The organism is Pseudomonas sp. NPDC089741 (assembly GCF_044748825.1).
GTDB classification, from domain to species: Bacteria; Pseudomonadota; Gammaproteobacteria; order Pseudomonadales; family Pseudomonadaceae; genus Aquipseudomonas; species Aquipseudomonas helmanticensis.
Map to the genome: position 1 here is coordinate 248492 of NZ_JBIVGT010000003.1, position 24026 is coordinate 272517.

General features: G+C 58.0%; 18 protein-coding genes and 1 pseudogene. 9 read left to right on the forward strand and 10 right to left on the reverse strand.

Annotated features, from left to right (window positions below; translation table 11 throughout):
* Positions 1–123 precede the first annotated feature (123 nt).
* A pseudogene (locus ACIPZE_RS05145) lies at positions 124–639 on the forward strand (methyl-accepting chemotaxis protein); the annotation flags it as partial.
* Positions 640–1310: 671 nt separating this feature from the next.
* On the opposite strand, the gene ACIPZE_RS05150 reads toward ACIPZE_RS05145, so the two are convergent.
* The 3 genes from ACIPZE_RS05150 to ACIPZE_RS05160 form a co-directional block, all read right to left on the reverse strand.
* Positions 1311–1457, reverse strand: coding sequence for a helix-turn-helix domain-containing protein (locus tag ACIPZE_RS05150; protein WP_400771770.1), 147 nt, complete (start codon positions 1455–1457; stop codon positions 1311–1313).
* Between the two features lie 94 nt (positions 1458–1551).
* Entirely contained in the window at positions 1552–1746 is a 195-nt protein-coding gene (locus tag ACIPZE_RS05155) for a hypothetical protein (protein WP_400771772.1), read from the reverse strand.
* A gap of 217 nt (positions 1747–1963) precedes the next feature.
* Positions 1964–3604: a methyl-accepting chemotaxis protein gene (locus tag ACIPZE_RS05160; RefSeq protein WP_400771774.1), complete on the reverse strand. Its 1641-nt coding sequence runs from the start codon at positions 3602–3604 to the stop codon at positions 1964–1966.
* A gap of 549 nt (positions 3605–4153) precedes the next feature.
* On the opposite strand from ACIPZE_RS05160, the gene fae reads away from it, so the two are divergent.
* The 4 genes from fae (at position 4154) to ACIPZE_RS05180 (ending at position 8685) form a co-directional block, all read left to right on the forward strand.
* Positions 4154–4666 (forward strand): formaldehyde-activating enzyme, encoded by a 513-nt coding sequence (fae, locus tag ACIPZE_RS05165; RefSeq protein WP_054615233.1) that lies wholly within the window; start codon positions 4154–4156, stop codon positions 4664–4666.
* 10 nt (positions 4667–4676) lie between these two features.
* On the forward strand, positions 4677–5711 hold the full coding sequence (locus ACIPZE_RS05170; protein WP_400771776.1) for an aldo/keto reductase: 1035 nt from the start codon (positions 4677–4679) through the stop codon (positions 5709–5711).
* Entirely contained in the window at positions 5708–7141 is a 1434-nt protein-coding gene (locus ACIPZE_RS05175) for an NAD-dependent succinate-semialdehyde dehydrogenase (RefSeq protein WP_400771778.1), read from the forward strand. Before ACIPZE_RS05170 ends, ACIPZE_RS05175 begins: the two co-directional genes overlap by 4 nt.
* 179 nt (positions 7142–7320) lie before the next feature.
* Complete coding sequence (locus tag ACIPZE_RS05180; RefSeq protein ID WP_400771779.1) at positions 7321–8685, forward strand: MFS transporter; 1365 nt, start codon at positions 7321–7323, stop codon at positions 8683–8685.
* 224 nt (positions 8686–8909) lie between these two features.
* Here ACIPZE_RS05180 and ACIPZE_RS05185 read toward each other — a convergent pair whose 3' ends face one another.
* The 7 genes from ACIPZE_RS05185 to ACIPZE_RS05215 form a co-directional block, all read right to left on the reverse strand.
* Positions 8910–10679, reverse strand: coding sequence for an HNH endonuclease (locus ACIPZE_RS05185; protein WP_400771781.1), 1770 nt, complete (start codon positions 10677–10679; stop codon positions 8910–8912).
* Between the two features lie 123 nt (positions 10680–10802).
* Complete coding sequence (locus ACIPZE_RS05190; protein WP_400771782.1) at positions 10803–11678, reverse strand: LysR substrate-binding domain-containing protein; 876 nt, start codon at positions 11676–11678, stop codon at positions 10803–10805.
* 231 nt (positions 11679–11909) lie between these two features.
* Entirely contained in the window at positions 11910–13016 is a 1107-nt protein-coding gene (locus ACIPZE_RS05195) for a hypothetical protein (protein WP_400771872.1), read from the reverse strand.
* 161 nt (positions 13017–13177) lie between these two features.
* Entirely contained in the window at positions 13178–14824 is a 1647-nt protein-coding gene (locus ACIPZE_RS05200; RefSeq protein ID WP_400771784.1) for a dipeptide ABC transporter ATP-binding protein, read from the reverse strand.
* A 2-nt stretch (positions 14825–14826) separates the two neighbouring features.
* The gene (locus ACIPZE_RS05205) at positions 14827–15663 is read right to left on the reverse strand and encodes an ABC transporter permease (protein WP_400771785.1); all 837 of its coding nucleotides are present in this window, start codon (positions 15661–15663) and stop codon (positions 14827–14829) included.
* Positions 15660–16613: an ABC transporter permease gene (locus tag ACIPZE_RS05210; protein WP_400771787.1), complete on the reverse strand. Its 954-nt coding sequence runs from the start codon at positions 16611–16613 to the stop codon at positions 15660–15662. Before ACIPZE_RS05210 ends, ACIPZE_RS05205 begins: the two co-directional genes overlap by 4 nt.
* Positions 16614–16689: 76 nt before the next feature.
* Entirely contained in the window at positions 16690–18333 is a 1644-nt protein-coding gene (locus tag ACIPZE_RS05215; RefSeq protein ID WP_400771788.1) for an ABC transporter substrate-binding protein, read from the reverse strand.
* Positions 18334–18726: 393 nt separating this feature from the next.
* Between ACIPZE_RS05215 and ACIPZE_RS05220 the strand changes: the two genes are divergently transcribed.
* The 4 genes from ACIPZE_RS05220 (at position 18727) to ACIPZE_RS05235 (ending at position 23950) form a co-directional block, all read left to right on the forward strand.
* A complete protein-coding gene (locus tag ACIPZE_RS05220) occupies positions 18727–19659 on the forward strand; it encodes a LysR substrate-binding domain-containing protein (RefSeq protein WP_400771789.1) in 933 nt (310 codons plus the stop codon).
* A 229-nt stretch (positions 19660–19888) separates the two neighbouring features.
* Positions 19889–21313, forward strand: coding sequence for an aldehyde dehydrogenase (aldA, locus tag ACIPZE_RS05225; protein ID WP_400771874.1), 1425 nt, complete (start codon positions 19889–19891; stop codon positions 21311–21313).
* Between the two features lie 83 nt (positions 21314–21396).
* Positions 21397–22719, forward strand: a complete 1323-nt coding sequence (locus ACIPZE_RS05230) for a nitrate/nitrite transporter (RefSeq protein WP_400771791.1) — start codon at positions 21397–21399, stop codon at positions 22717–22719.
* Between the two features lie 13 nt (positions 22720–22732).
* Complete coding sequence (locus ACIPZE_RS05235) at positions 22733–23950, forward strand: mandelate racemase/muconate lactonizing enzyme family protein (RefSeq protein WP_400771793.1); 1218 nt, start codon at positions 22733–22735, stop codon at positions 23948–23950.
* Positions 23951–24026: the final 76 nt, after the last annotated feature.

Here is a 24026-nt window from a genome sequence, read left to right on the forward strand (position 1 = left end):
GAAGTGCTGACCAAGAACATTTCTGGGGACATGAGCCTGACCCTGGCCGGGATCACCCACATCGATCAAACCATGAATGTTGTCGCCGGCGCCGTGGGCGATCTTGAAAAGCGCTCGCAACAGATTGCTGGGATTATTGCGGTGATTCGCAGCATCGCTGATCAGACCAATCTGCTGGCACTTAACGCAGCTATCGAAGCCGCTCGGGCGGGGGAGCAGGGCCGTGGTTTCGCGGTGGTCGCAGACGAAGTGCGGCAACTCGCGGAACGCACCAGCCGTTCTACCGGCGAAATCGGCGAGATGATCGGCGCTATCGGTTCGGACGTGCGCAACACCGTCGCCAACGTTCAGCAGGTCGGGGAAGCGGTGCGTCAGGGCGTCGTGCAACTGACCACCTCGGCGCAAGGTGTTGATCAGATTCGCCAGCACGCACAGGATATTCTAACCCGCATCAGTGAAGTCGCGCGCCAGACGCAAAGTCAGGCTGCAACGGGTGAACAACTATCCGTTGCGATTCAGGGTGTCAGTCGGATCTCCGAACAGAACGATCATGCGATCCGCAGTCTGCTCGATCAGTCCAAGCAATTGCGCGATCAGGCCGGTTCGTTGAACCAGCAACTGACGCAATTCAGGGATTGAAACTCACCTGCGGATACCTGAACAAGCCGAACCGCCAAAGGTACGGCTGGCGTGCCACACATAGACCACGGCCCTGGCCAATAGCTGACTTGCCGTCTCCAGCCCCCAGCCTTGCATGAATAGCACGGTGCCCGGATCTTGGCCATCGTCCAGCCGCGCTTCGTGTTCGGACGACAGTGCGCCGCCACATACAGCCGGCCTTCGACGCTGCGCGGCGTACCCATCGGCAATGCCGGCCTACTTCTCCTCGGCCGTCGAGCAACAGATCGAGATAATGTTCAAGCCCCTGAGCTGCCACTAACAAGCCTGCTACACCGCGCGTGCCAAGCACGTGAGGTCACCGCGCTCCAGAGTTTCTCGGGGCTGATGTGCAGGTTTTCAATGACCTGGACGGTGTGGGGGGAGGATCGCGTTGACTACCTCCTTGATGCGCCTAATCCCTCGTCATTGCTTAGGCCACTAGCTTCTTCGATAAATTGTCTGGCCGATTCGGCGCGCGATATTTCAACAATCCTATGTCGGTGCTTTTCTTGTTGGTGTAAGAGGCGATGCCTCGGTTTAACAAGTAGTGGCAACCCGATGTCAACATTCCACCGAGCTTCAAGCGACTGAAGATAGGGGTGATTAATTAAACTGGCAGAAAAGGGGGGTAACCGGCGTCGTGCAAATTGTCATTGCCGGTTGCGAAGATTGCGCAAACGATCAATCAGCGGAAGAGGAGGATTGCGTGGGTGTTTTTTTAGTCGATACGCCAATGCTGGGCGCGTTAACCGCAACAGGCGTGCCGTCTCTGAAGCGTTGTGTTGGCTGCGCTCCATTGCTGCGTGAATCAGCGCATCCTCGACCGATAACAGGCGATTCCGCTTTGAATGATTTGGTCGATCCAGCCAGGTGCCTCTTCCGAAGTTGAATTTACAATTCTTTTGTCGCTGGCAAGGTCAATGCTTTCGGCCATTTGTGGTGAATGCGGAAGAGCGCGTCGACGTCGATGCTCTGGTCGCCATCGGTGATGATCACGCCACGCTCCATCAGGTTTTCGAGCTCGCGGATGTTTCCGGGCCAGTCGTAGTGCAGGTAAACCTCGATGGTGCGATCAGAAAGCCCCAAGGTTATTTTCTTGTAACTGACGTGGAGTTTTTCTAAGAAGTTACCCTCACGCTCCGCTGGATTGTACCCCGGTAATTAGGTGCCAGGAGTACATCAAAACACTCACCGACGGAATTTGGTGTTGCAGGATGCATATCCGGGCGCCTATTCACGGAGTTGGCCGCCAGCCTAAAGGCGCAAACGTGCCTTGCGCCGCAGGATTGAGATGAAAGGACTCTTAAGCCACGTTGAAGAACCCAACCTTGGTGGTGAGTCGATCCGCCAGCTCCGCAAGTTCCTGGTTGGAGTTTTCCAGCACTTGGGATCCCGCGGCCGATAGCACGGCGGAGCTGTGGATCCGCGTGACGTTCTGCGCTACTTCTTCGGCGGTCGTGCTCTGTTGCACAGAGGCGCTGGCGATTTGCGCGTTCATTTCATTGATGGCACCCACTTCTGCGCTGATCTTGTTCAGAGCGGCTTGGGAGTCACGGGTCTGTGACACGGTGACTTGGGCTAGGTTGCGGCTGCGTTGCATTATATCAGCGGCGTGCTGGGTACCGCTTTGCAGCTTGCCAATCATATCGCGGATTTCTTGGGTAGACTCCTGAGTCCGAGTCGCCAGAGAGCGAACCTCATCGGCGACCACCGCAAAGCCTCGACCGTGTTCGCCGGCTCGGGCCGCTTCGATCGCCGCATTTAACGCCAACAGGTTGGTTTGTGCAGCGATGGCATTTATTACCTCAATTACCGTTTCGATGTTTTCACTGTCGCTAGACACCTGATTGACCCGAGTGGTTGCCTCCTCAAGGATTGTTGCCAATTCTTCGATAGCCACCGTAACCGCGCCCACCAGGCGATGGCCGCTGTCTACCTGAGCATCTGCCTGAACAGTGGCCTTCGCGGCGGCGGAAGCGTAGCCGGAAACTTCACTGACCGAAGCGGCCATCTGGGTGATGGCGGCAGAGACCTGTTGGGCTTCGCTGGTTTGCAGATTGATTTGTTGGCGGTTATCGCTGGACGCCGAAAGCATTTTGACCGAAGCGTGACGCAAGTCTTGGGCCGCCGAGCGCACGTCAGTGATGGTGTTGCCGAGCCGTGTCAGGGTGTTTTTTAGAATGCCCATGACGCTGTCGGGATGCAGGGTCTGGATGTTCTGGTTCAGTTCGCCCTTAGCTAGACGGCGAATGGCGTCGGCGACTTCTTCAGGCTCGGCGCCAAGGGTGGACTTCACCTTACGGATGATCAGCACCGACACCACCACGCTCAGCAGAATTGCGGCGGCGCTGGCCAGTAGCATTAGCACGGCGAAACTACTGGCGGCGCTCTGGACTAAGTCCAATCGCCGTTGGATGGTTGCCTCTTCGAAATCGATCAGCGCATTCACCCGCTTGAGCCATTCGGTGTAGTACGCCGATGTCTGGGCGAGCAGCAGAGTTTGCGCGCCGGCAATATCATTGCCACGGCGCAGGTTAATGACTTGTTCGGTAGATGCTAGCGCCTGGGATTCAATGGCCTTGATCTCGGCCAGCATGCGAATTTCGTCGGCGCTGGGTTGGGTTGTGCCGAACAGCCGATCCATCATGCCGGCGGAGTTCAGGTAGTCGTTCTTGAGCTGGGTAATTTGCGCCAGGTATTGATTTAGTGCCTGATCATCCTTGACCAACACCGCGTCCCTGATTGCGATCGCTCGGTTGTGCACGCTGCCGCGAAAATTGATGGCGTGGTGTTGAATGAGGGCGGATTTTTCACCAACCTCATTGAGCGTGCTATCGATAAAGCCAACACGTTGAATGCCGACGGCGGTTACCAGGACCAATAAGGAAAGTGTGGACGCGAAGCCCAGTCCTATGCGCATCGCTAACGAGACAGGTTTTTTCATGGAAGGCTCGATGAGGGTGGTTGAGCAGGTGATGGCTAAAAGCTATCTACTCGAACGAGCATGAAGCAGCGTCGTCACTCCGTCCAATTGGTAAATGAGATGGAGGTCATTGAGTCCACCAATAGATCAGAGCTAGCTGTCATGAGAGCACCTGCTTAGGTTGTCGATCGTGGTCGCGAATCCATGACTGGAAGTAATCAACGGGAGGGAGAGGATTCATGCTTGGTGTTGGTGGAGCGACGTGGATCGCAAAACCTATCGCCTCCATGAGCGCATTGAGGAGGTGAGGCCTCAGCTACTCGTCTTGGTATGACCTGTATTCATACCCTCATGACTTTTAATGGTTACAGCCCCGCCAACCCCAAGTGTTAAAAAATCGCAAACCAGCTCATCAACAACAAAAAGAGCATTTGCAATCATGACCAAGCACCACTGCCGCGTCCCCCGGCAGCCCCTCGCTGCGCTCTTCGAACCCCGACTGTTGCCCCGCGATCTTCACGATCCGCGTGCGCTTCTGATCACCCAAAAATCCAAAAAGAGTATTGCCCCATGAAAGAACTCGACCTGTACATCGGTGAAGGTTTCGAAGGCCCAGGCGTGAACGCCGCGCACATCAACATTCTGATTGGGCCGCGCAACGGTCCGGCGGGGCAAGCGTTTGCCAATAGCCTGGCTTCGCCGAGCCAGGGCCATTGCCCGTTCATGGTGATCGCCCAGCCGAACATTCCAGTCAAACCGATGACCCTGTATGTCAATAAAGCCGCGATCAGCAGCGATCTGCACGGCAACGCCACGTGGGGCGCATCCCAGGCCGGGATCGCCAAGGCTGTTCTGGAAGCACTGCTGGACGGCACCTTGCCGCCGGAAGCCGAGGACGAGTGGGCCATCGTCACCGCCAACTGGGTCAACCCGGCCTGCGATGACCTCGACGCGGTTTACCTGAACAACTATAACGCCTGCCGCACTGCGATCCGCGCCGCCCTGACCGGCAAACCGGAAACCGCGCAACTGGCGGACGTGGTCGATCACATCAGCAACCCTTTCTACACGCCAAAAGCCTGAGGTCCGCGCCATGCAGTACATTCGTTTGGGCAACTCCGGCCTGCAAGTTTCCCGCCTGTGCCTGGGCACCATGAACATGGGCACCCCGGACTGGAAGCCGTGGATTTTCGATGAGAAGCAAAGCGAGCCGATCGTCGCCCATGCTTTGGACAACGGCGTGAATTTCATCGACCTGGCGGACTTCTATTCCGCTGGCGTCGGCGAGGAAGTGGTGGGGCGCATCATCAAGCGCCTGGCCCGTCGCGACGACCTGGTTATCACCACCAAAGTCGGTTACGGCACCCGCAACGGCATCAATGCCAGCGGTCATTCGCGCAAGCACATCATGGACAGCATCGACGCCTCGCTGAAGCGTCTGAACACGGATTACGTTGATGTGTTCATGCTGCATTACTTCGATGTGAACACCCCGGTCGAAGAAACCATGAGCGCCATGAATGACATCGTGCGTTCCGGCAAGGCCCGTTACATCGGCGTCTCGACCATGCTCACCGGGCAACTGGCGAAGATCCTCATGGCCTGCGAGCGCAATGGCTGGGTCAAGCCGATCAATATGCAGCTGCAACTGAACTGCGCCTACCGCGAAGAAGAGCGCGAGATGATTCCGTTCTGCCGCGACCAGGGGCTCGGTGTTTCGGTGTTCAGTCCGCTGGCCCGTGGCTTGCTGACTGGCGACGTGCAATCGACCCGCAACCAGACCGACTTTTTCACTCAGCAGATGTACAGCGACGAAGCCTCATTCGAGATTGCTCACTCAGTACAGCGCGTGGCCCGCGCCCGAAATGTGTCGAACGCGCAGATCGCCCAGGCCTGGGTCGCCAATCATCCGGGGGTCGATTGCATGCTGGTTGGCGCCGACACCACCGCGCAGTTCGACAGTGCCTTGGCAGCCTTGGAAACCAGGCTCGATGCCGAAGAACTGCATGAGCTAGAACGCAACTACACCCCGTGCGACGTGATCAACGATTACACCGCCGGCAAACGCATCCTGCGCTCGGCCCGTCCGGCGCTGGAACGCTTCACTCTGACCGAGGCCGTGGCATGAGCGCGCTGATCCGTAACGGCAATTTCATCGATGGCCAATGGTTCAGCAATGGTTCCACGTACCCGGTGTTGAACCCGGCCAACGGCGAGCTCATCGTCGAAGTGCAAAAGGCTGGCGCGGAAGAAACCGACCTCGCGATTGCCGCCGCCAACCGGGCCTTGCCAGCCTGGCGCAAACTGACCGCCAAGGAACGCAGCCAGAAGCTCAAGCGCTGGAGCGAGCTGATGCTGAGCAATCAGAAGGACTTGGCCACGTTGCTCAGCCGCGAGCAGGGCAAACCCTTGGCCGAAGCCATGGGGGAAGTGGTCTATGCCGCGAGTTTTCTGGAATGGTTCGCCGAAGAAGCCAAGCGCGCTTACGGTGACGTGATTCCGAGCCACAAAGCCGACGCACGGATCATCGTGGTCAAGGAAGCCATCGGTGTGGTCGCGGCGATCACCCCGTGGAACTTCCCGCTGGCGATGGTCACCCGCAAGGTCGGTCCGGCGCTGGCGGCGGGTTGCACGATGATCCTCAAGCCGTCAGAAGAAACCCCGCTGTCGGCCTTCGCTCTGGCGGTGCTGGCCGAGCAGGCGGGCATTCCCGCCGGCGTGTTCAACATCGTCTCGGGTGATGCGGTGGCGATTGGCGGAGCGCTGCAAGCCTCCAGCGTCGTGCGCAAACTGTCGTTCACCGGCTCGACCCGCACCGGTAAACTGCTGATGCGTCAGGCCTCGGAAACCCTGAAAAAAGTCTCGCTTGAACTGGGAGGTAATGCACCGTTTATTGTATTCGACGACGCCGATCTGGACGCCGCCGTCAAAGGCGCCATGGCCTCGAAATTCCGCAACACTGGGCAGACCTGCGTTTGCGTGAATCGCTTCTTTATTCAGGACGGCGTGTACGAAGCCTTCACCGGCAAACTGGCTGAAGCGGTCGCGGCGATGCGCGTCGGCAGTGCGCTGGACAGTGAAACCGAGCAAGGCCCACTGATCAACGTCGCCGCGTTGGCCAAGGTTGAACTGCATGTCGGTGATGCTCTGGAGAAGGGCGCCAAGCTGTTGTGCGGCGGTCGTCGCCATGTCCTGGGCGGCACTTTTTACGAGCCGACCATCCTCACCGAAGCCAACAGCGAGATGCTGATCGCCCAGGACGAAACCTTCGGCCCTGTCGCCGCGTGCTTCCGCTTCAAGGACGAAGCCGAAGTGCTGCAACGGGCCAACGACACGCCGTACGGCTTGTCGGCGTATTTCTACAGCCGCGACATCGGCCGTGTTTGGCGCATGGCCGAAGGCCTGGAAGCGGGCATCGTCGGGATCAACGAAGGGATCATCTCCACGGAAGTCGCGCCGTTCGGCGGCATCAAGGAATCGGGCCTCGGTCGCGAAGGCTCGAAGTACGGCCTGGAAGACTACCTGGAAATCAAATACCTGTTGATGGGCGGTCTCTAATACACACCGCGTAACCAATGTGGGAGCGGACTTGCTTGCGAAGGCGGTGTATCAGTTTGCCTTGATGGTGCCTGACACGCCGCTTTCGCGAGCAAGCCCGCTCCCACAGGTTCCACAGGCCCCACAGGTAAAAAAGACCGGTTTCATTTCTCCGTCAATAACAACAACTGGAGACGAACATGTCCGCTCAATCGATAAAGATCGACGACCTGCCCATCGGGCGCTTTCATCTCAAAATCGCCGGCCTGACCTTCGGCGCGCATTTCACCGACGGCTACATCCTCGGCCTGATCGGGATCGCCTTCACCCTGCTGAGCCCGCAGATGCACCTCGATGCCTTTTGGCAGGGTCTGATCGGCGCCTCGGCGTTGATCGGCCTGTTTCTCGGCAGCCTGTTCTTCGGTTGGATCTCCGACAAGGTCGGCCGGCAAAAAATCTTCCTGGTCAGTTTTGTGCTGATCTCCATTGCTTCGGTGATGCAGTTCTACGCTGAAACGGCCCTGCAATTGTTTCTCTGTCGGGTATTGATCGGCATTGGCCTGGGCGGCGACTTCAGCGTCGGCCACGCCATGCTTGCCGAGTTTTCGCCGAAGAAACATCGCGGCGTGTTGCTCGGTTCGTTCAGCGTGATCTGGACCTTCGGCTACGTAGCGGCGACATTCGTCGGCACGGCCATGCTCAACCTTGGCGACGATGCCTGGCGCTGGATGCTGGCTTCGTCGGCGATCCCGGCGGCGATCATCTTAATCGCGCGAATCGGCACCCCGGAGTCACCGCGCTGGTTGGTCAATCAGGGCCGCGTCGCCGAAGCCCGGGCCATCGTCAAAAAACACTTGGGCGATAACGTCGAACTCGACGAAACCCGCTCCACCGAAACCCGCTCCGGCTACGCGGTGCTGTTCAGCCGTGAATACCGAAAGCGCACCGCGTTCAACTGCCTGTTCTTCGTGTGCATCGTGATGCCGTACTTCGCGATCTACACCTTCCTGCCGTCGATTCTGCAGAAGATGGGCCTCGCGGAAGGCTTTGGCACCGAACTGATGCTGAACATGCTGCTGATCCTTGGCGCCCTGATCGGCATTTGGTGCACGGTGAAATTCTCGCGCCGGGGCTTCTTGATCAACTCGTTCATCATCCTGGCAGTGGCGTTGTTTCTGCTGGCAGTGTTGCCGGGCAGCGCGGCGTTCCTGATGGTACTGGTGTTTGGCCTGTTCACGCTGGTGTTGTCGGCAGTGAGCAACTTGGTGGGCGTGTTCCCGGCTGAGAGCTTCCCGACCGAAGTCCGGGCCAGCGGGATTGGACTGGCCACGGCGGTGAGTCGCTTGGGTTCGGCGGTCAGTACCTTTCTGTTGCCGGTGAGCGTCGCGGGAATTGGGTTGAGCCCGACCATGGGCATACTCGCGGCGATCCTGGCGCTGGGTGCAATGATTTCCTGGGCCTGGGCGCCGGAAACCAAATCCCTGACACTGAGCCAAGCGTGCAAGGCGCAGAGCCCGGTGGAGGCTGGGGAGCCTATGGCCGTCAAAGTCGCAACCCCGCTCTAAACAAAAAGCCACCCATCTCGTGGGAGCGAGCTAGCCGGCGATGAAGCGATTACATTCAACAGGGAGGTTGACTGATACTCCCCCCATCCCGAGCAAGCTCGCTTCGACAGAAAACCCGTCTGGAATGCATGCGGGTTAACCAAAAGAATAACAGTTACTTTTTTGAGTCTCCGAGGCAGCACCTCCGTTTGTGCGCGCAAGTGTCCTTTGGGATGGTGTGATTTCTAACTTCTGCTATCCATGAAGATCATCGTTCGATGGTATTTTAGGTACGAAAGTCTATTGACATTATTGTTGGCATACTCGGTGATCGAACCTTCGAGTTCTGAGTAGATTTTATTCAGATCGGACATTGACTGGTTTTGTTGGCTAATAATGATCTGGCCGTTATCCTGTATGGATATATAGCCATTTTCGTAGAGTGCATCACAGGTCACACATTGCAACATGGCGATATTATCAATATCTGCCCGTTCTTCATGGGTGCACTTGGCGCGTGGTTTTACATGCGCAGCAACCAGCATTTTTGCGGGCAGTGTTTTTTTGCATAGCATGCAGGCACCGGAATCTATGTTTTTGGAGTTTGATTCGTCCTGATGCCGCAGTAATAGATACTCGCGGATCAGATGTTGTTCAGCTCGAAACTTTGTTAGCACGCTTGTTTGTGGATCGAGCGATTCAAGTTCGCTTGCCAGTATTGCGATTTTGTGCTTGATTTTTTCAATTCTTTCCGCGATTTGGTTTCTTTTGAGGGAGATCTTGATGGAATAATCATCATCAAGGGGTTGATAAAGATCCTTTCTTCTTCCTTCTCCGTCTTTGTAATAAAGGGTAGGGTAAGTGTGAATGGTCGCTTTATAAGCATCAGGAATTTTCCCTTTTATTTTGCGACCAAGCTCCATCGATTCTAAAGGCGCACCATGCGCCCTAATCATATTTAGTACCAGAAGTTGACTGGTAACGATGCTTGTCATTTCATATGTAGTAAGCATCTCGATAAGTGATTGTCCAGGTACTCGAAAACCGGGTGTTGTTTCTTTTAAAAAGTTCTTAGCAATACAGAATTCATCAATGGCACTATCCGAGTGATCAAGTAGCTCGACATACGTAGGTTGTCCTTCATTCGCGGCACTGTTGAATATGTGCTTTAGTCCTCGCTTTATTGCGGGTATGAGTTTTTCAGTGCTGAGCGGCCCTTCATAACAAGAGAAGATAGGCTTTAGAATACTGCTTATTCTTTCGTCTCTCGATGTGAGCGCATAGAATTTTCCTCCCGATAATTCGAGATAGTCAGGTTCTGAAGAAATAAGATCTATGATGTAATCTCTGTTTTCTTTTGACTCATCTCTGAGTGTGTCAGGCGCAAGGCTATTCCATGAAGAATTGGTCAGTAAATCTGTGGAGAACAAACCGCCGAAATAAGTCGCAACTTTTCCAGCGAACTGAATGACGTCTCTTGTTTCCAATAAGTGCTCTTGAGTGTTATCAAAAATAATGTGGTGGTCGTTGAACTCTTTGATATAAAAATCGAGTGGGATGCCAAATGCTTGGGCGAATTGAACTGCGATTGGTAGGTATATGTTGTCGCCGATGACGTGGTTTTTGATCAGCTCGCTCTGGATTCGGTCTGCAAATACAGGCTTTGGAGCGTTAGTTATTTCGCTAATCAGTTTTTCCAGTAATGTTCTTAATTCTATGATGTCGGTTTTATCTGCAAGTGTGATCGGATCTTTTACTGCTAGTCCACGTTCGAGTCGGCTAAGTTCTGCTGGAAAAGCGTGGTCAACGAAATTTGCAATAATTTGACGCGCGCGCTCTCTAGTGACTACTTTTTTCAGCTCCGGAAGTTTTCCCAGAGCATCGAGAGTAATTTTTCTTCGAGATGATTCTTGAGTGAAATATTTTTTGAGGATAACTCTTGCTGTTTCAGATGATTTTTTTTGATACATCCGATCAATGAGAGTAGTTACGATTTCCTGATACGGCGTACTCATAGACAGTCCTTGTTTTCGCCAATGATTGATTTGGGTTTGGCCGAGTGTATCAGTAAGGAAGTGAACCGGCATTGGCGACATTGACTTGCATTTTAGGCCAGAGCAGCTGCCGTATAGCAGCCCTCAAGGATTACTCACCAATCCTAACCACTGCGTAAACAACCGCACCTTCGACAACCCCAGTTTGTCATTCGCCACATCCAGCCAGTATCCATACGGCCCGACCACTTCCACCGGAGTGATCGACAGCAGACTGCCGTTGGCCAGTTCCTTCTCGATCATCTGCCGGTCAATCACCGCCAACCCGCCACCGGCCAGCGCCGTGTGAATCACTTGGTCCAGGGTGCTAAATTCAAGCCCTTGCGCCGCATCGATATCGTTTCGGCCCATCGCCGTCAGCCAGTTCTCCCAGACCTTCAAGCGCTTGCCATCGTGCAGGATGTGCAACAACGGGAAGTGCCGCAGGTCCGGCGGTTGGCCGTTGATGAACAGCTCCGGACTGGCCACGGCCATATGCCGTTCCATCACCAATAACTGACTACTGCAATGGCTCACGGCGTCGAGGCCGAAACGGATGTAACAGTCGATTTCCGCCAGACTGTCGTGGCCAGTTTGGTTGGTTACGCTGAGGCTGATGTCCGGGTAGCGCTGGCAGAACGCACGCAGGTGCGCCGCCAACCAGCGCGTGGCCCAGGTTGGCGGCGCGACGATGCGCAGTCGTTGGCGCAGGTTGGGCACACGGACCGCTTGCAGGGCACGCTCGACGTGATCGAAGGCGTCACTCAGTTGCGGAGAGAGTGCGAGGCCGGTTTCGGTCAGCGTCAGGCCTTGGGGCGTGCGGATGAACAAGGCCACGCCGAGGTAGTCTTCGAGTTGCTTGATCTGACGACTGACTGCGCCTTGGGTGACATTCAGCTCCAAGGCTGCCTGGCTGAAACTGCGATGCCGGGCGACTTCTTCGAAGACGCGCAGCATGTTGAGCGAGGGCAGTTGACGCATGGAAGGGTGGCTCCGGACTTGGCGCCGAGGTGGGCCAGGTTTATTGTTTTTGGTGGTAGTTCTGTAGGGCGTATCTGACTCTTCTGGCAGGGATTGATGCAAGGGTTACTCGAGAGGACGCTATCGCGGGCAAGCCTTGCTCCTACGGTTATTGGGTGGATGCGCCACCGGATTTCTGTAGAAGCAAGGCTTGCCCGTGATCGCGCCTTCAGGGACGCCAAAAATCCGGTATCAGAAGTAATACCCAATGTTCATATACAACTGGTTCTCCCACTGGTTACTCCCGCCGGATGCCAAACTCTCGGTGTAGCTGCTACCCCCGATATACGGATCATTCTTGCCATACAGCCACTCCGTCGCGATCCACAGTTTGCTGAAGGAAAACGACGTACCGAGGATCAACCGCTGCGAGGTCTTGAACTCATCAGCGGATTTGTCGAAGGCGCTGTAGTTGGCGTACAGCTTCACGCCACTGATCTGATCAAACAGGTATTTGCCGCTGACGTCGTAGCTCAGATCCGCGACGTACAGGTTGCCGCGACTGGCGACGTTGTAAGTGCCGTCGTAACCGCCGAGGGTCACCACTTCATCGGTGCCGGCATTGCGTGGCGACATCTGTTGCCGCGCCGCTTGCAACTGCACGCCCCACGGACCGTTCTTGCCTAGGTAGTGCACGGCCACGGCGTTGCGCCGGCCGTCGTTGTCGGTGTCCTTGTTCTCCAGGGTCGAAGTCAGGCCGGAAATGCCGACTTCAGATTTCCACGGTCCCAGGTCCAGGGCCTTGGCCACTCGCAGCACCACGGTGTTGCGTTCCTGGTTGTCGCTGCCGTCGCCCACGTAGCTGTCGGCCCCGGACACCACGCTGGAATAGGTTACCCCTTTGCTGGTGCCTTTGCCTTGCCACGCCGGGCGCAGGTAGTAACCGGCCTGGATGTTCCAGTCGCCGCTTTGCTGGATGTACTTGGCGCCGACCTGTTGCACATCTTCCAGGCCGATGACGTTGCCCAGGGTCTCGTAGAAGGTGCTACCGAAGTACGGCTGCAAGCCGAACGGCACCGTGTTCAGGCCTACCTGCACTTGCTGGTCGGGGTTGAACTTGTAGCCGACCCAGGCGAACTTGGCGAACTGGATATCCCCATAGTTCTTGGTGTACTGGTAAGGATAGGAGCGTCCGTAGAAACGGTATTGCGCCTCACCGATCCAGGTGTCGGAGTTGTACTTGGCGCTGAGGAACACCGTGTCCAGGCCAAACTTCTGGATGTCGCGATCCGGGTCGTAGTCCCAACGGGCCCGAATGGCACCGCCGAGGTCGAGGTTGTCGGTGACCTGCACCGCCATGGCCGGGGCCGAGAAGGCGCCTAACAGCGTAATTAAAACAATGGTACGGACCGCAAAAGGGGGGATTGTGCGCACAGTCATACTCCTGATTTTTTAGTTGTCGTTGGCAACAGCAACCCATGCCGCAGCGAACGCTGCGACCCGGGGAAAGGGTTATGAGGTCAGTTGGCCTGAGGTCGGATCAGCCTCAGCGGTGGTTCAGCGACGGGCACTACCGGTATCGCCGAAGCACCGGGCGCCGCCGCGAGCAATGTCTGGGTGTAGGTGTTCTGTGGACGCAGCAATACCTGCTGCGCGGTGCCGTATTCCACCACTTCGCCCTGGCGCATCACCGCGATGTAATCGCTGATTTTCGCCGCCACCCGCAGGTCGTGGGTGATGAACAAAATGCTCAGGTTCAGGCGCTGTTGCAGTTCGGCGAGTAGCTCCAGCACTTGTTTTTGCACCGAGACATCCAGCGCCGAAACGCTTTCATCGGCAATTAACACTTCCGGGCGCATCGCCAGGGCCCGGGCGATGCCGATGCGCTGCCGCTGGCCGCCGGAGAACTGCCGGGGCTTGCGCTTCAGGGCATCCCGTTTGAGACCGACCTGTTCCAGCAGATCCCCGGCCTCGGTCCACGCATCCTTGGCCGACAGCCCGCGCAGTTGCGCGGCGCGGGCGATGATGTCGCCGACCCGATGCCGTGGATTCAGCGAACCGTACGGGTCCTGGAAAATCATCTGGATCCGCCGCCGATTCGCCGCCAACGCCGAACCGCGCAGCGCGAGGAAGTCCGTGTCACCGACCCAGACGTGACCGCTGTCGCTGTCCACCAGCCGGATTGCTGCTTTCACCAAGGTGCTTTTGCCCGAGCCGGACTCGCCGACAATCGCCAACGTTTTGCCCCTCGGCAGTTGCAGCGAAACGTCCTTGAGCGCCGGCACCAAGCGACCGCCGACGTTGTAGGTTTTGGTCAGGTGCTCGATGCGCAACGCCAACTCGCCGTCGGCGCACGGCGCGTGCAACTCGGGGTGCAGCGCCGGCACGGCGGCGATCAGCTTGCGGGTGTAAGGGTGTTTCGGTGCGTTGAGCACTTGATCTCGCTCGCCGATTTCCACCAATACACCGCCCTCCATCACGGCGATACGGTCGGCAATTTCCGCCACCACACCGAAGTCGTGAGTGATGAACAAAATGCCGTGCTGGCCGCGATTGCGCAGGTCACGCACCAGTTTCAATACTTGGGCCTGAGTGGTGACGTCCAGCGCCGTGGTCGGTTCGTCGGCAATCAGCAAATCGGGGTTCATTGCCAGCGCCATGGCAATCACCACCCGTTGGCATTGGCCGCCGGAGAGTTGATGAGGAAAGCTGTTGGCAATCCGTGGCGGGTCAGGCAATTGGGTGGAGTCGAGCAGGGCGAGCATGCGTTCGCGGCGCTCGGCGGCGGGCATGCTCGGAGCGTGAATGTCGAAGATCTCCTCGACTTGCTGGCCGATGTGAATCGCCGGGTTCAGTGCCGCCATCGGCTCCTGGAAAATCATCGCGATACGGTTGCCACGCAAGCTGCGCAACGAGTGCTCGTCCATGCAGCAGATGTCGTCACCGAGAAAGTCGATCACCCCTGCGCTGTGGCGTAGGCCCTTGGCGTAGTCGCCCATGATCGCCGCCGAGAGCACCGATTTACCGGAGCCGGACTCGCCGATCACACAGAGGATTTCACCTTTGCGCACGTCGAGGCTGATGCCTTTGACGGCGTGGCTACGGTCGGCACCGGCGGGCAACTCGATGGAGAGGTTTTCCACACGTAGTACTTGTTGTTGGCTCATGCTCAACTCCTTGCGCCTTTCTGGGCGTGTTCGTCCAGACCGTCCGCCAACAGGCTCAGGCCCAGCATCAGGGTGGAGATGGCAATGCACGGGAAGATCACCAGGTGCGGGAAGGCGATGGCCATACTGCGGCCTTCGTTGATCATGCCACCCCAGTCCGGGGTGGGTGGCGGCAGGCCGAGGCCGAGGAAGCCGAGGGCGCCGATCATGATCGCGGTGTAGCCGATGCGCAGGCAGAAATCGACGATCAACGGTCCGCCACAGTTCGGCAGAATTTCCACCAGCATGATCCGCAGCGCGCCTTCGCCCTGGGTGATGGCGCTGAGCACGTAGTCCCGGGAGCGGATGTCGATGGTCAGCGCGCGCATGATCCGGAAGATCGCCGGGGCACTGGTGAAGGTCACCGCAATCAGAATGTTCAGGGCCGAGGCACCGAGGGCGATGATGATCACGATGTACAACACCAGCACCGGGAACGACAGCACGGTGTCGGCGACGTAGGACAACAACCCATCGACCCATCCATTGAAGTAACCGGCGCACAGACCCATGGCGATGCCGACGGCGAACGCAGTCAGGGTCGCGAGGATCGACCAGAACAACACCGTGCGGGTGCCCCAGATCAGCCGCGACAGAATGTCCCGGCCGATCATGTCAGTACCCAACAGAAAGCTCACACCATTGCCGTCCGGGGTCATCGGCGTCAACAGCGGGGTGAAGCTTTCCAAAGGGTCATGAGGCGCCAGCCAGGGCGCAAAAATCGCCATCAGCACCCAGCCGCCGACCAGCAGCAAACCGAGCAATGCCAAAGGATGTTTGAACGAATTGAGGAAGTTCATTGGCCACCTCCGCCAAGACTGCGCAAGGTGATGCGCGGGTTGAGCCAGGTGTAGGCCAGGTCCGAGAAGATTTTGGTCGCGCCGACCACGATGCCGCTGATCATTGCGCAGGCTTCGATCAGGTATACGTCATGGTTCAGCGATGCGGTGTAGAGCAGCGAGCCGAAGCCTTTGTAGGCGAAGAACACCTCGACCACGATCACGTTCGATAGCAGCCAGGGGATGTACAACATAATCACCGTGATTGGCGCGATCAACACGTTGCGCAAGGCATGGCGCAGCACAATCCGTGAGGTCGACGCGCCTTTGAGGCGGGCGGTGCGGATGTACGGCGCCTGCATCACCTCAACCATCGAGGCCCGGGTGATCCGCGCCAGATAACCGATGCCGAACAGGCACAGCACCATCAGTGGCAGCGCCAGTTCCACGGCGTTGAAGCCGTCGCTCATACTGCTCACGCCCGGCAGCCAGTTGAGCCAGAAGACGAAGATCGCCGAGACGAACACCGCACTGGCGAAGTCCGGAATCGAAGTGGTGATGATCGACAGGAATGACACCAGCCGATCCACCGCCGAGCCTTGGCGAATCCCGGCCAGAATGCCAAGGGTCAACGCCACCGGCACCATCACCGCCAAAGCCAGACCCGCAAGGATCAGGGTTTGCCCGAGGTTCGGCAGCAACAGGTCGATCACCGGCTCACGAAAGTGCACCGAAGTGCCCCAGTCGCCGCTGAGAAAATCCTTTAGCCACACCAGGTAGCGCCAGACGAAGGGTTGGTTGTAACCGTGTTCCACCAGCCACGCGGCGCGCTGGTCGGCGGCAGAGTAGGGGCCGAGGACGTTGATCGCGACGTCTTCGATGTTCAGTTCCAGGGCCAGGAACACGATCACTGACACCGACAACAGGGTTGCCGCCAGCGCCAATAATTTACGCAAAAGAAACTTAGCCATGCTCGCACGCTCCGGCTAATCAAGGGATGGCGGCCCAACCCACCGAGGTGGGAGAGCCGCATGAGGTGCGCTTGAATCAGGCGCTCAACCAGACTTCATCCATTGGGTAGAAGTCCGATGGGTGAACCTGGAATCCCTGGACTTTCTTGCTCGCGGCGGTGAATTTGTCGCCCCAGAACGGCTGCACCATGACGCAGGCGTCCTGCAGGATTTGCTCGACGTTTTGCATGGCGGCAGCGCGCTGTTTCGGGTCGATGATGCCCATGGCTTTATCGAGTGCAGCGTCGAACGCCGGGTCGCTGTAGTGGCTTTCGTTCCAGGCGGCGCCGCTGCGATAAGCCAGTTCCAAGGACATCACGCCCAAAGGGCGATGGGCCCAGTAGGTGAGGCTAAACGCGGCTTTGTCCCAGATCGGCCAGTACTGGGTGGCCGGGATCACTTTCAGGTTGATGCGGATCCCAGCTTCGGCGCAGTTCTGTTGCAGGATCTGCGCGCAGTCCTGTTCATAGCGGCCCTGGGTGTTGCCGACGATCAGGTCGATGTCGATGCCGTTCGGGTGGCCGGCCTCTGCGAGGAGTTTTTTCGCGCCTGCGACGTCGCGTTCACGCTTAGGCAGCGGGAAGTATTCCGGGTGGGACGGGGCCACGTGATGGTCCTCGCCCAACGTGCCCATGCCGCGATAGGCGATCTTGAGCATTTGCGCGTTGTCGGCGCAGAGCACTACGGCCTTGCGAATCCGCACATCATCGAACGGCTTCTGGTCGCAGGCCATGCGCATGACCACTGTTTGCGCCGATTTGCAGGTCAGCAACTGCGCCCCCGGCAAGCGCTTGGCCAAGTCCAGTTCGGCCACGGTCACTCGGTAGAGTACGTCCACTTGTCCGGCCTGGAGTGCCGCAAGGTGCGTCGAGACGTCGGTGCCCATGTCGACGTAGCGCAACTCGTCGAGGTTGGCCGGTTTGCGCCAGTAATCAGCGCGCTTGGTGAAGGTTGCCTGCTTGTTGACCGCAAATGACACCAGTTTGAACGGCCCGGTGCACAGTGGATTTTTTACCCAGTCATCCCCGGCCTTGAAGCTGCGGTGGACGATGGCGCAGGTGAACGCGCTGAGCATTTCCGGGATCGCCAGCATCGGTCGCTTGAGCATCAGCCGGAACTGGAAGTTGCTGATTTTTTCGAAGGCGCTGATGTCCTGGAACGCGGTGCGGTTGACCGACTTCGAGTCGGCAGCGATCCAGCGCTGGATGTTGTGCTGCACATCCTCGACGTTGAAGGTGTCGCCGTTGCTCCACTTCACGTCCTGGCGCAGGTTGAAAGTCCAGGTCATGAGGTCGTCGGACGGGCTCCAGCTCTCGGCCAGATACGGGTGGGTGATGTTGTCAGCGTCGACCCAGGTCAGGAACTCCAGGGAATTGCGCAGCAGGTTCGAGGCTTCGATCCAGGTGATCAGCATCGGATCCTGGATTTCCTGGATGGCACAGGCAAATCGCAGCGTACCGCCCTGACGTGGCGGAACAGCCTCGGCGGCGCGGGCCGAATTACCGATTAGGGCGGAGCCAAGGAAAGTGCTGGCGCTGGCAGCGGTAATGCCAAGCAGTGCGGCGGTACGCAGGAACTGCCGGCGGTTGATCTCGCCACTTTTGACTTGAATGCATAGGTCGTTGACCGCTGGATGCGGCAAGGCGCCGTCCAGAGTTGTTAGCTCGTCGAGATGGGGCATGGGGCAGCTCTCATGTTGTTTTTTTTTGAGATGGCCGCAGTTTTGTCATCAGTGTAAAGATCGACAAACGATAAATTCATCGGTCGAACGTTCGATAAATGCATGTTACTGAGTGCATGGATCGCGAGTGCTTGAAATAGACGGCCTGCCATCAGCCAATGGGGTCAATTGTGGGAGCGGACTTGCTCGCGAAAGCGGTGGGTCATTCAATAAAAAAGGCAGCCTGACATGACGCTATCGCGAGCCAGTCCGCTCCCTCCCACATACACACACACAGCAGATCTTCTTCGGACTCAAGTCCCTCTGCACAACACAAAAATGCATGTTGCTCAGGAAATTTCCCCCAAGCCGTGGGATGCTTGGCATTCGTCAGCCCTTGCGCGAGTCCTCTTCATGAAACGCAAAATGCCCGCGCTCAATGCGCTCAAAGCCTTCGAAGTGGCCGGCAGCACCGGAAGCTTTACCCGGGCGGCGGAGTTGCTCAATGTCACCCAGAGCGCGGTCAGCCGCCAGGTGCGCCAGCTCGAAGAACAACTGGGCGAGAACCTGCTGGAGCGCCGGCATCATCACCTCGAATTGACCAGCGCCGGCCGTGTGTTGTTACGGGCGCTGCACCAGTCGTTCGACAAGATCGAGCTGACGGTGCGCAGTATCCAGCAGAAATCTCACGCCAATCGGCTGCACATCAACGCGCCGCCGACCTTCACCAACCGTTGGCTCATGCCGCGCCTCGGACGCCTGCGCGAGATGCACCCGGAGCTGGAGTTGAGTATCACCACGCGCCTGCAAGACAGCCTCGCGGAAACCAGCACCCTGGACTGCGCGATCCGTTTCGGCGATGGCGAATGGGATGGCCTCGACGCCTCGCTGCTGATGCAGGAACGGCACATCGCGGTGTGCGCGCCGTCCCTCTATGCGCGGGAATGGACCGAGGGCGGCATAGACCTCAACCACTTGACCCTGCTGCATGTACTGGCACGGGAAGACCAGCGCTACCTGACCTGGAAACACTGGCTGGACGCGGCGAAAATCAGTGGGGTCGACACCCAGGGCGGTTATGAATTCGATCTACTGGATTTGGCGATTCGCGCGGCGACTGATGGCTTGGGCATCACCATCGCCGACTGGCACATGGTCGCCCCGGAACTGGCCAGTGGGCAACTGACCCAGGTGCTGAACGTGCATGTGGAAGGGCATCAATCCTACTGGCTTGTGACCCGGCCGGAGCAGACTTTGATGCCGCAATTGCAGGTATTCAGCCAGTGGTTGCAGGAGGAGATTTGGTTGGCGCAACGGCAGCTCGAACCGTCCACAGCTGCCAGCTAAATACCCCAAATCCCCTGTAGGAGCTGTCGAGTGCAACGAGGCTGCCATCTTTTGATTTTTTAAAAGCAACATTAAAAGATTGCAGCCTGCAGCAGCTCCAGGGGGGCGTGCGGTTCTTTGAGGTAACCTGCTTTTTTCGAATGTTTCCCCGCTCAATAAATCGTTTGTTCAACCCCGCTAGGATGTCAAGACTGCTGGAACTGGATAAAAACAACGATGGGCGATGCACATGCGACTCGAGCGAAACTTTGTAAACGGTCACTTCATTGAACCTGCCAGCGAAGCGCTGATTGCAGTCTTCAACCCGGCCACCGAAGCGCTGGTGGGTCACGTCTCGGCGGCGACCGCCGATGAAGCGGTCAATGCGGTCGAAGCCGCCGCTGCTGCTCAGAAAACCTGGGGCAAACTCACCAGCATCGAACGCGCCGAACACCTGCGATCCTTCGCCGACGCCCTGGATGCCTGCGCCGAAAACATCGGTGCCGCCCTGGCAGCCGAATCCGGCAAGAGCGTTGCCGATGCCAGCAATGAAGCCCGCTACGCGGCGCAGATCACCCGTTACCACGCTGAATGGGCGCGCCGCATCGAAGGCGAAATCATTCCCAGCGACACCCCTAACGAAAACCTGTTCCTGCACCGCGAGCCGATTGGCGTGGTCGCGTGCCTGATTCCGTTCAACTACCCGGTCTACACCTTGCTGCGCAAAATCGCTCCGGCGCTGATCGCTGGCAACACCGTGGTGGTGCGCCCGAGCAACAACACCCCGACCTCGGCGTTCGAAATCGCCAAGGCGGTGCAGCAATCCGGAATGCCTGCCGGTGTGGTGAACATCCTGACCATGGATCACGCCACGGCCGCCGCCGTTTGTACGCACAAGGCGGTCGGCTTGATCACCCTGACCGGCAGCGTCAACGCCGGGCGCATCGTGCTCGATTACTGTAAGGCCAACATCGCCAAGCCGTCGCTGGAACTGGGCGGCAAGACCCCGGCAATCATCGAAGCCGACGCCGACCTTGAAACCGCCGCTACCGCGATCGTTGCCTCCAAGACCACTCACTGCGGCCAGTTGTGCACGGCGGTGGAGCGGGTCTATGTGCAAGAAAGCGTCTACGAACTATTCCTCGCCTTGCTGAAAGCCAAAATCAGCGCCGTGAAGTTCGGCGACCGCACCACCGATGCGAACCTTATGGGCCCGTTGGTCAACGCCAGCTCCCAACGGAACATTCATGCCATGGTCGAGCGCGCCATCGCCGCCGGTGCTGTACTGGAAACAGGCGGTGTGCTGCCGGATGGCAAGGGTCATTTCTATCCGCCGACCCTGCTCAGCAACTGCCGCCAGGACATGGAAATCATCCAGGAAGAAATCTTTGGCCCGGTGTTGCCGGTGCTCAAGTACCGCGACATCGACGAAGCGCTGGCCATGGCCAACGACCATCAGTTCGGCCTGTCCTCGGTGCTGTACACCGAGAACTACCGCACCACGATGAAAGTCGCCAACGCCATCGAAGCCGGCGAGTTGTACGTCAATCGCACCCCGGCAGACCCGTACCAGGGCTTCCACGCCGGCTGGAAACGCTCGGGCCTGGGCGGTGATGACGGCAAGCACGGCATGCTCGAATTCACCCAGACCCGTCTGGTGGTCATGAAGTATTGATTCACCGCAACACGCCTCACGCTGCACCCATAAAAACAATTATCAGGGGCGCCCGGACCACCGGGCTGCCCGAGGTCTCCTAGATGTCCAAGCATGCATCCACTGCTGCCGCTGTTCAGGGTTCGAACGCGGGTTCAAAAAGCCACAGTGACAAGGGAAGTCGCTATTTCCAACTGATGCTATTGGTGCTGGCCGCCGGTGCGATCTATCCGATCCTGTACCTGCGCCAGGTCTACCAGACCACCATGCTCGAAGTGTTCCAGATCAACCACAGCGAGCTGGGTTATCTGTACTCGATGCTCGGCACGATTTTCCTTCTGAGTTATTTGCCTAGCGGCTGGCTGGCGGACCGCATTGCCCCGCGTTTCCTGATCTTCTTTTCGCTGGTCGCCACCGGCGCTCTGGGCCTCTGGTATTCCACCGCGCCGTCGATGACCGGGTTGATGATCATCTTCGGTTGCTGGGGCCTGACCACCGGCCTGACGTTCTGGGCTTCGGTGCTCAAGCGCGTGAAGATGATCGCTCATCACACTGAACAGGGCCGGTTCTTCGGCATCCTCGATGGCGGTCGTGGGCTGGTCGAAGCCTTGCTGGCGACTGTCGCACTCGGACTGTTTGCTTTCGCCACCGAAACACGTGGCGACACCGCCGCCGAAGGTTTCAAACACGTGGTCTACCTCTATGCCTTCACCTGTATCGCCATCGGCTGTGTGCTGGTGTTGATCAAGGACCCGAAGTCGATGGAAGACACGGCGGCGGTGGAGAAGGGCAAGTACAACCTGCTCAGCGACCTGACGACCCTGGTGAAAATCCCCGAGCTGTGGCTGGTGACGGCCATCGTGTTCTGCGGTTATCACATTTTCTGGGCCACCTACAGCTTCTCCGATTATCTGCAGGGCGGCGGCATGACCGCGGTCATGGCAGGCACCATCACCACCATCAAATTGTGGATGCGTCCGATTGGCGGGATCGGCGGTGGCTGGCTGGGTGACAAGTTCTCGAACATTTCGGTGCTGGTCGTGGCGCTGTTCCTCGCGACCCTGGCGATGGTCGGCCTTATTCTGTTCCCTGCGCTCAACAGCATGGGCCTGCTGATCGGCACGGTGATCTTCATCGGTTTGATGACCTATGCCATTCGCGGCCTGTACTGGGCGATCCTCGACACCTGCAACATTCCGCTGCGCATCACTGGCCTGGCTATCGGCATTGTCTCGGTAATCGGTTACTTGCCGGACGCTTTCATTCCCTTGATCAACGGCTACCTCACCGAACATTTCCCGGGTGCCTTTGGTTACAAGCTGTATTTCGGCTACATCGCCTTCGTCGGCCTGCTCGGGACCCTGGCGGCCCTGACCCTGCGCGCTCGAATCAACCGTAAATCTTTGATCAAGACTTCTTTGAACTAAACAGGTGCCTGAGATGAAAATCGTCGCCCTTGAAACCCATATCGTCGCCGTACCGCCACCGCACATCGGCGGCATGTACTGGCTGTTCGTCAAGCTCAAGACCGATTGCGGCATCGAAGGGGTGGGCGAAATCTACGCCGCGACCTTCGGCCCCAAAGCCATGCTGCCGATCATCGAAGACGTGTTCGAACGCTACCTGCTCAACCACGACCCGCACCACATCGAACGTTTCTTCCGTCAGGCCTATTCGAGCGGTTTCACCCAGCGTCCGGACCTGACCATGATGGGCGTGGTCAGCGGCCTGGAGATGGCCTGCTGGGACATCATCGGCAAAGCGGCGAACAAACCGGTGTACGAACTGCTGGGCGGCAAGGTCAACGAACGCCTGCGCTCCTACACCTATCTGTACCCGGTCAACAGTAAGGGCGAGTACGACTACGACGACCCGGACCTGGCCGCCGAGTGCGCGATCGAGAACATGAACAAAGGCTTCACCGCCGTGAAGTTCGACCCGGCCGGACCTTACACCGCGTACTCCGGGCATCAGATCTCGCTGGAAGTGCTGGAGCGCTGCGAAACCTTCTGCCGCAAGATCCGCGAAGCGGTGGGCGACAAGTGCGATTTGCTGTTCGGCACGCATGGGCAAATGGTGCCGTCCTCGGCCATCCGCCTGGCCAAGCGTCTGGAAAAGTACGATCCATTGTGGTTCGAAGAACCGGTGCCGCCGGGGCAGGAAGAGGCCATGGCACAAGTCGCCGCAAAGACCAGCATTCCGATTGCCACCGGCGAACGCCTGACCACCAAGTACGAATTCTTCAAGCTGCTGCAGGCTGGCGGTGCGTCGATTCTGCAGATGAACGTCGCCCGCTGCGGCGGTCTGCTGGAAGCCAAGAAAATCGCGAGCATGGCCGAGGCTTATTACGCGCAGATCGCACCGCACCTCTACAACGGGCCGATTGGCGCGGCGGCGAGTTTCCAGCTGGCCACCTGCACGCCGAACTTCCTGATCCAGGAAAGCATCATGACCTGGGGCGGTTTCCATGCCGAAGTCCTGACCAAGCCATTGCAATGGGAGGACGGCTACATCATTCCGTCCACCGAACCCGGCCTGGGCGTGGAATTGAACATGGGCGTGGTGCGCAAGCATTCGCCGTACACCGGCGAGCGCCTGCACCTGCAAATGGCGCCGACCCCGGCTGACGTCAAAGACACATCGCCAGCCCGAGGCTGACGGGGCAGGAGCAACTACTGTGGGAGCCAGCCTGCTGGCGATAGCGGTGAATAAGTCGACATTGATGTTGAATGTC

What these genes read in the sequence shown, in the direction of transcription:
- ACIPZE_RS05150 (WP_400771770.1), bottom strand. Translation starts at nt 1,457, where the DNA reads ATGGAGCGCAGCCAACACAACGCTTCAGAGACGGCACGCCTGTTGCGG.
- ACIPZE_RS05160 (WP_400771774.1), bottom strand. Translation starts at nt 3,604, where the DNA reads ATGAAAAAACCTGTCTCGTTAGCGATGCGCATAGGACTGGGCTTCGCG.
- fae (WP_054615233.1), top strand. Translation starts at nt 4,154, where the DNA reads ATGAAAGAACTCGACCTGTACATCGGTGAAGGTTTCGAAGGCCCAGGC.
- ACIPZE_RS05170 (WP_400771776.1), top strand. Translation starts at nt 4,677, where the DNA reads ATGCAGTACATTCGTTTGGGCAACTCCGGCCTGCAAGTTTCCCGCCTG.
- ACIPZE_RS05175 (WP_400771778.1), top strand. Translation starts at nt 5,708, where the DNA reads ATGAGCGCGCTGATCCGTAACGGCAATTTCATCGATGGCCAATGGTTC.
- ACIPZE_RS05180 (WP_400771779.1), top strand. Translation starts at nt 7,321, where the DNA reads ATGTCCGCTCAATCGATAAAGATCGACGACCTGCCCATCGGGCGCTTT.
- ACIPZE_RS05185 (WP_400771781.1), bottom strand. Translation starts at nt 10,679, where the DNA reads ATGAGTACGCCGTATCAGGAAATCGTAACTACTCTCATTGATCGGATG.
- ACIPZE_RS05190 (WP_400771782.1), bottom strand. Translation starts at nt 11,678, where the DNA reads ATGCGTCAACTGCCCTCGCTCAACATGCTGCGCGTCTTCGAAGAAGTC.
- ACIPZE_RS05195 (WP_400771872.1), bottom strand. Translation starts at nt 13,016, where the DNA reads ATGGCGGTGCAGGTCACCGACAACCTCGACCTCGGCGGTGCCATTCGG.
- ACIPZE_RS05200 (WP_400771784.1), bottom strand. Translation starts at nt 14,824, where the DNA reads ATGAGCCAACAACAAGTACTACGTGTGGAAAACCTCTCCATCGAGTTG.
- ACIPZE_RS05205 (WP_400771785.1), bottom strand. Translation starts at nt 15,663, where the DNA reads ATGAACTTCCTCAATTCGTTCAAACATCCTTTGGCATTGCTCGGTTTG.
- ACIPZE_RS05210 (WP_400771787.1), bottom strand. Translation starts at nt 16,613, where the DNA reads ATGGCTAAGTTTCTTTTGCGTAAATTATTGGCGCTGGCGGCAACCCTG.
- ACIPZE_RS05215 (WP_400771788.1), bottom strand. Translation starts at nt 18,333, where the DNA reads ATGCCCCATCTCGACGAGCTAACAACTCTGGACGGCGCCTTGCCGCAT.
- ACIPZE_RS05220 (WP_400771789.1), top strand. Translation starts at nt 18,727, where the DNA reads ATGAAACGCAAAATGCCCGCGCTCAATGCGCTCAAAGCCTTCGAAGTG.
- aldA (WP_400771874.1), top strand. Translation starts at nt 19,889, where the DNA reads ATGCGACTCGAGCGAAACTTTGTAAACGGTCACTTCATTGAACCTGCC.
- ACIPZE_RS05230 (WP_400771791.1), top strand. Translation starts at nt 21,397, where the DNA reads ATGTCCAAGCATGCATCCACTGCTGCCGCTGTTCAGGGTTCGAACGCG.
- ACIPZE_RS05235 (WP_400771793.1), top strand. Translation starts at nt 22,733, where the DNA reads ATGAAAATCGTCGCCCTTGAAACCCATATCGTCGCCGTACCGCCACCG.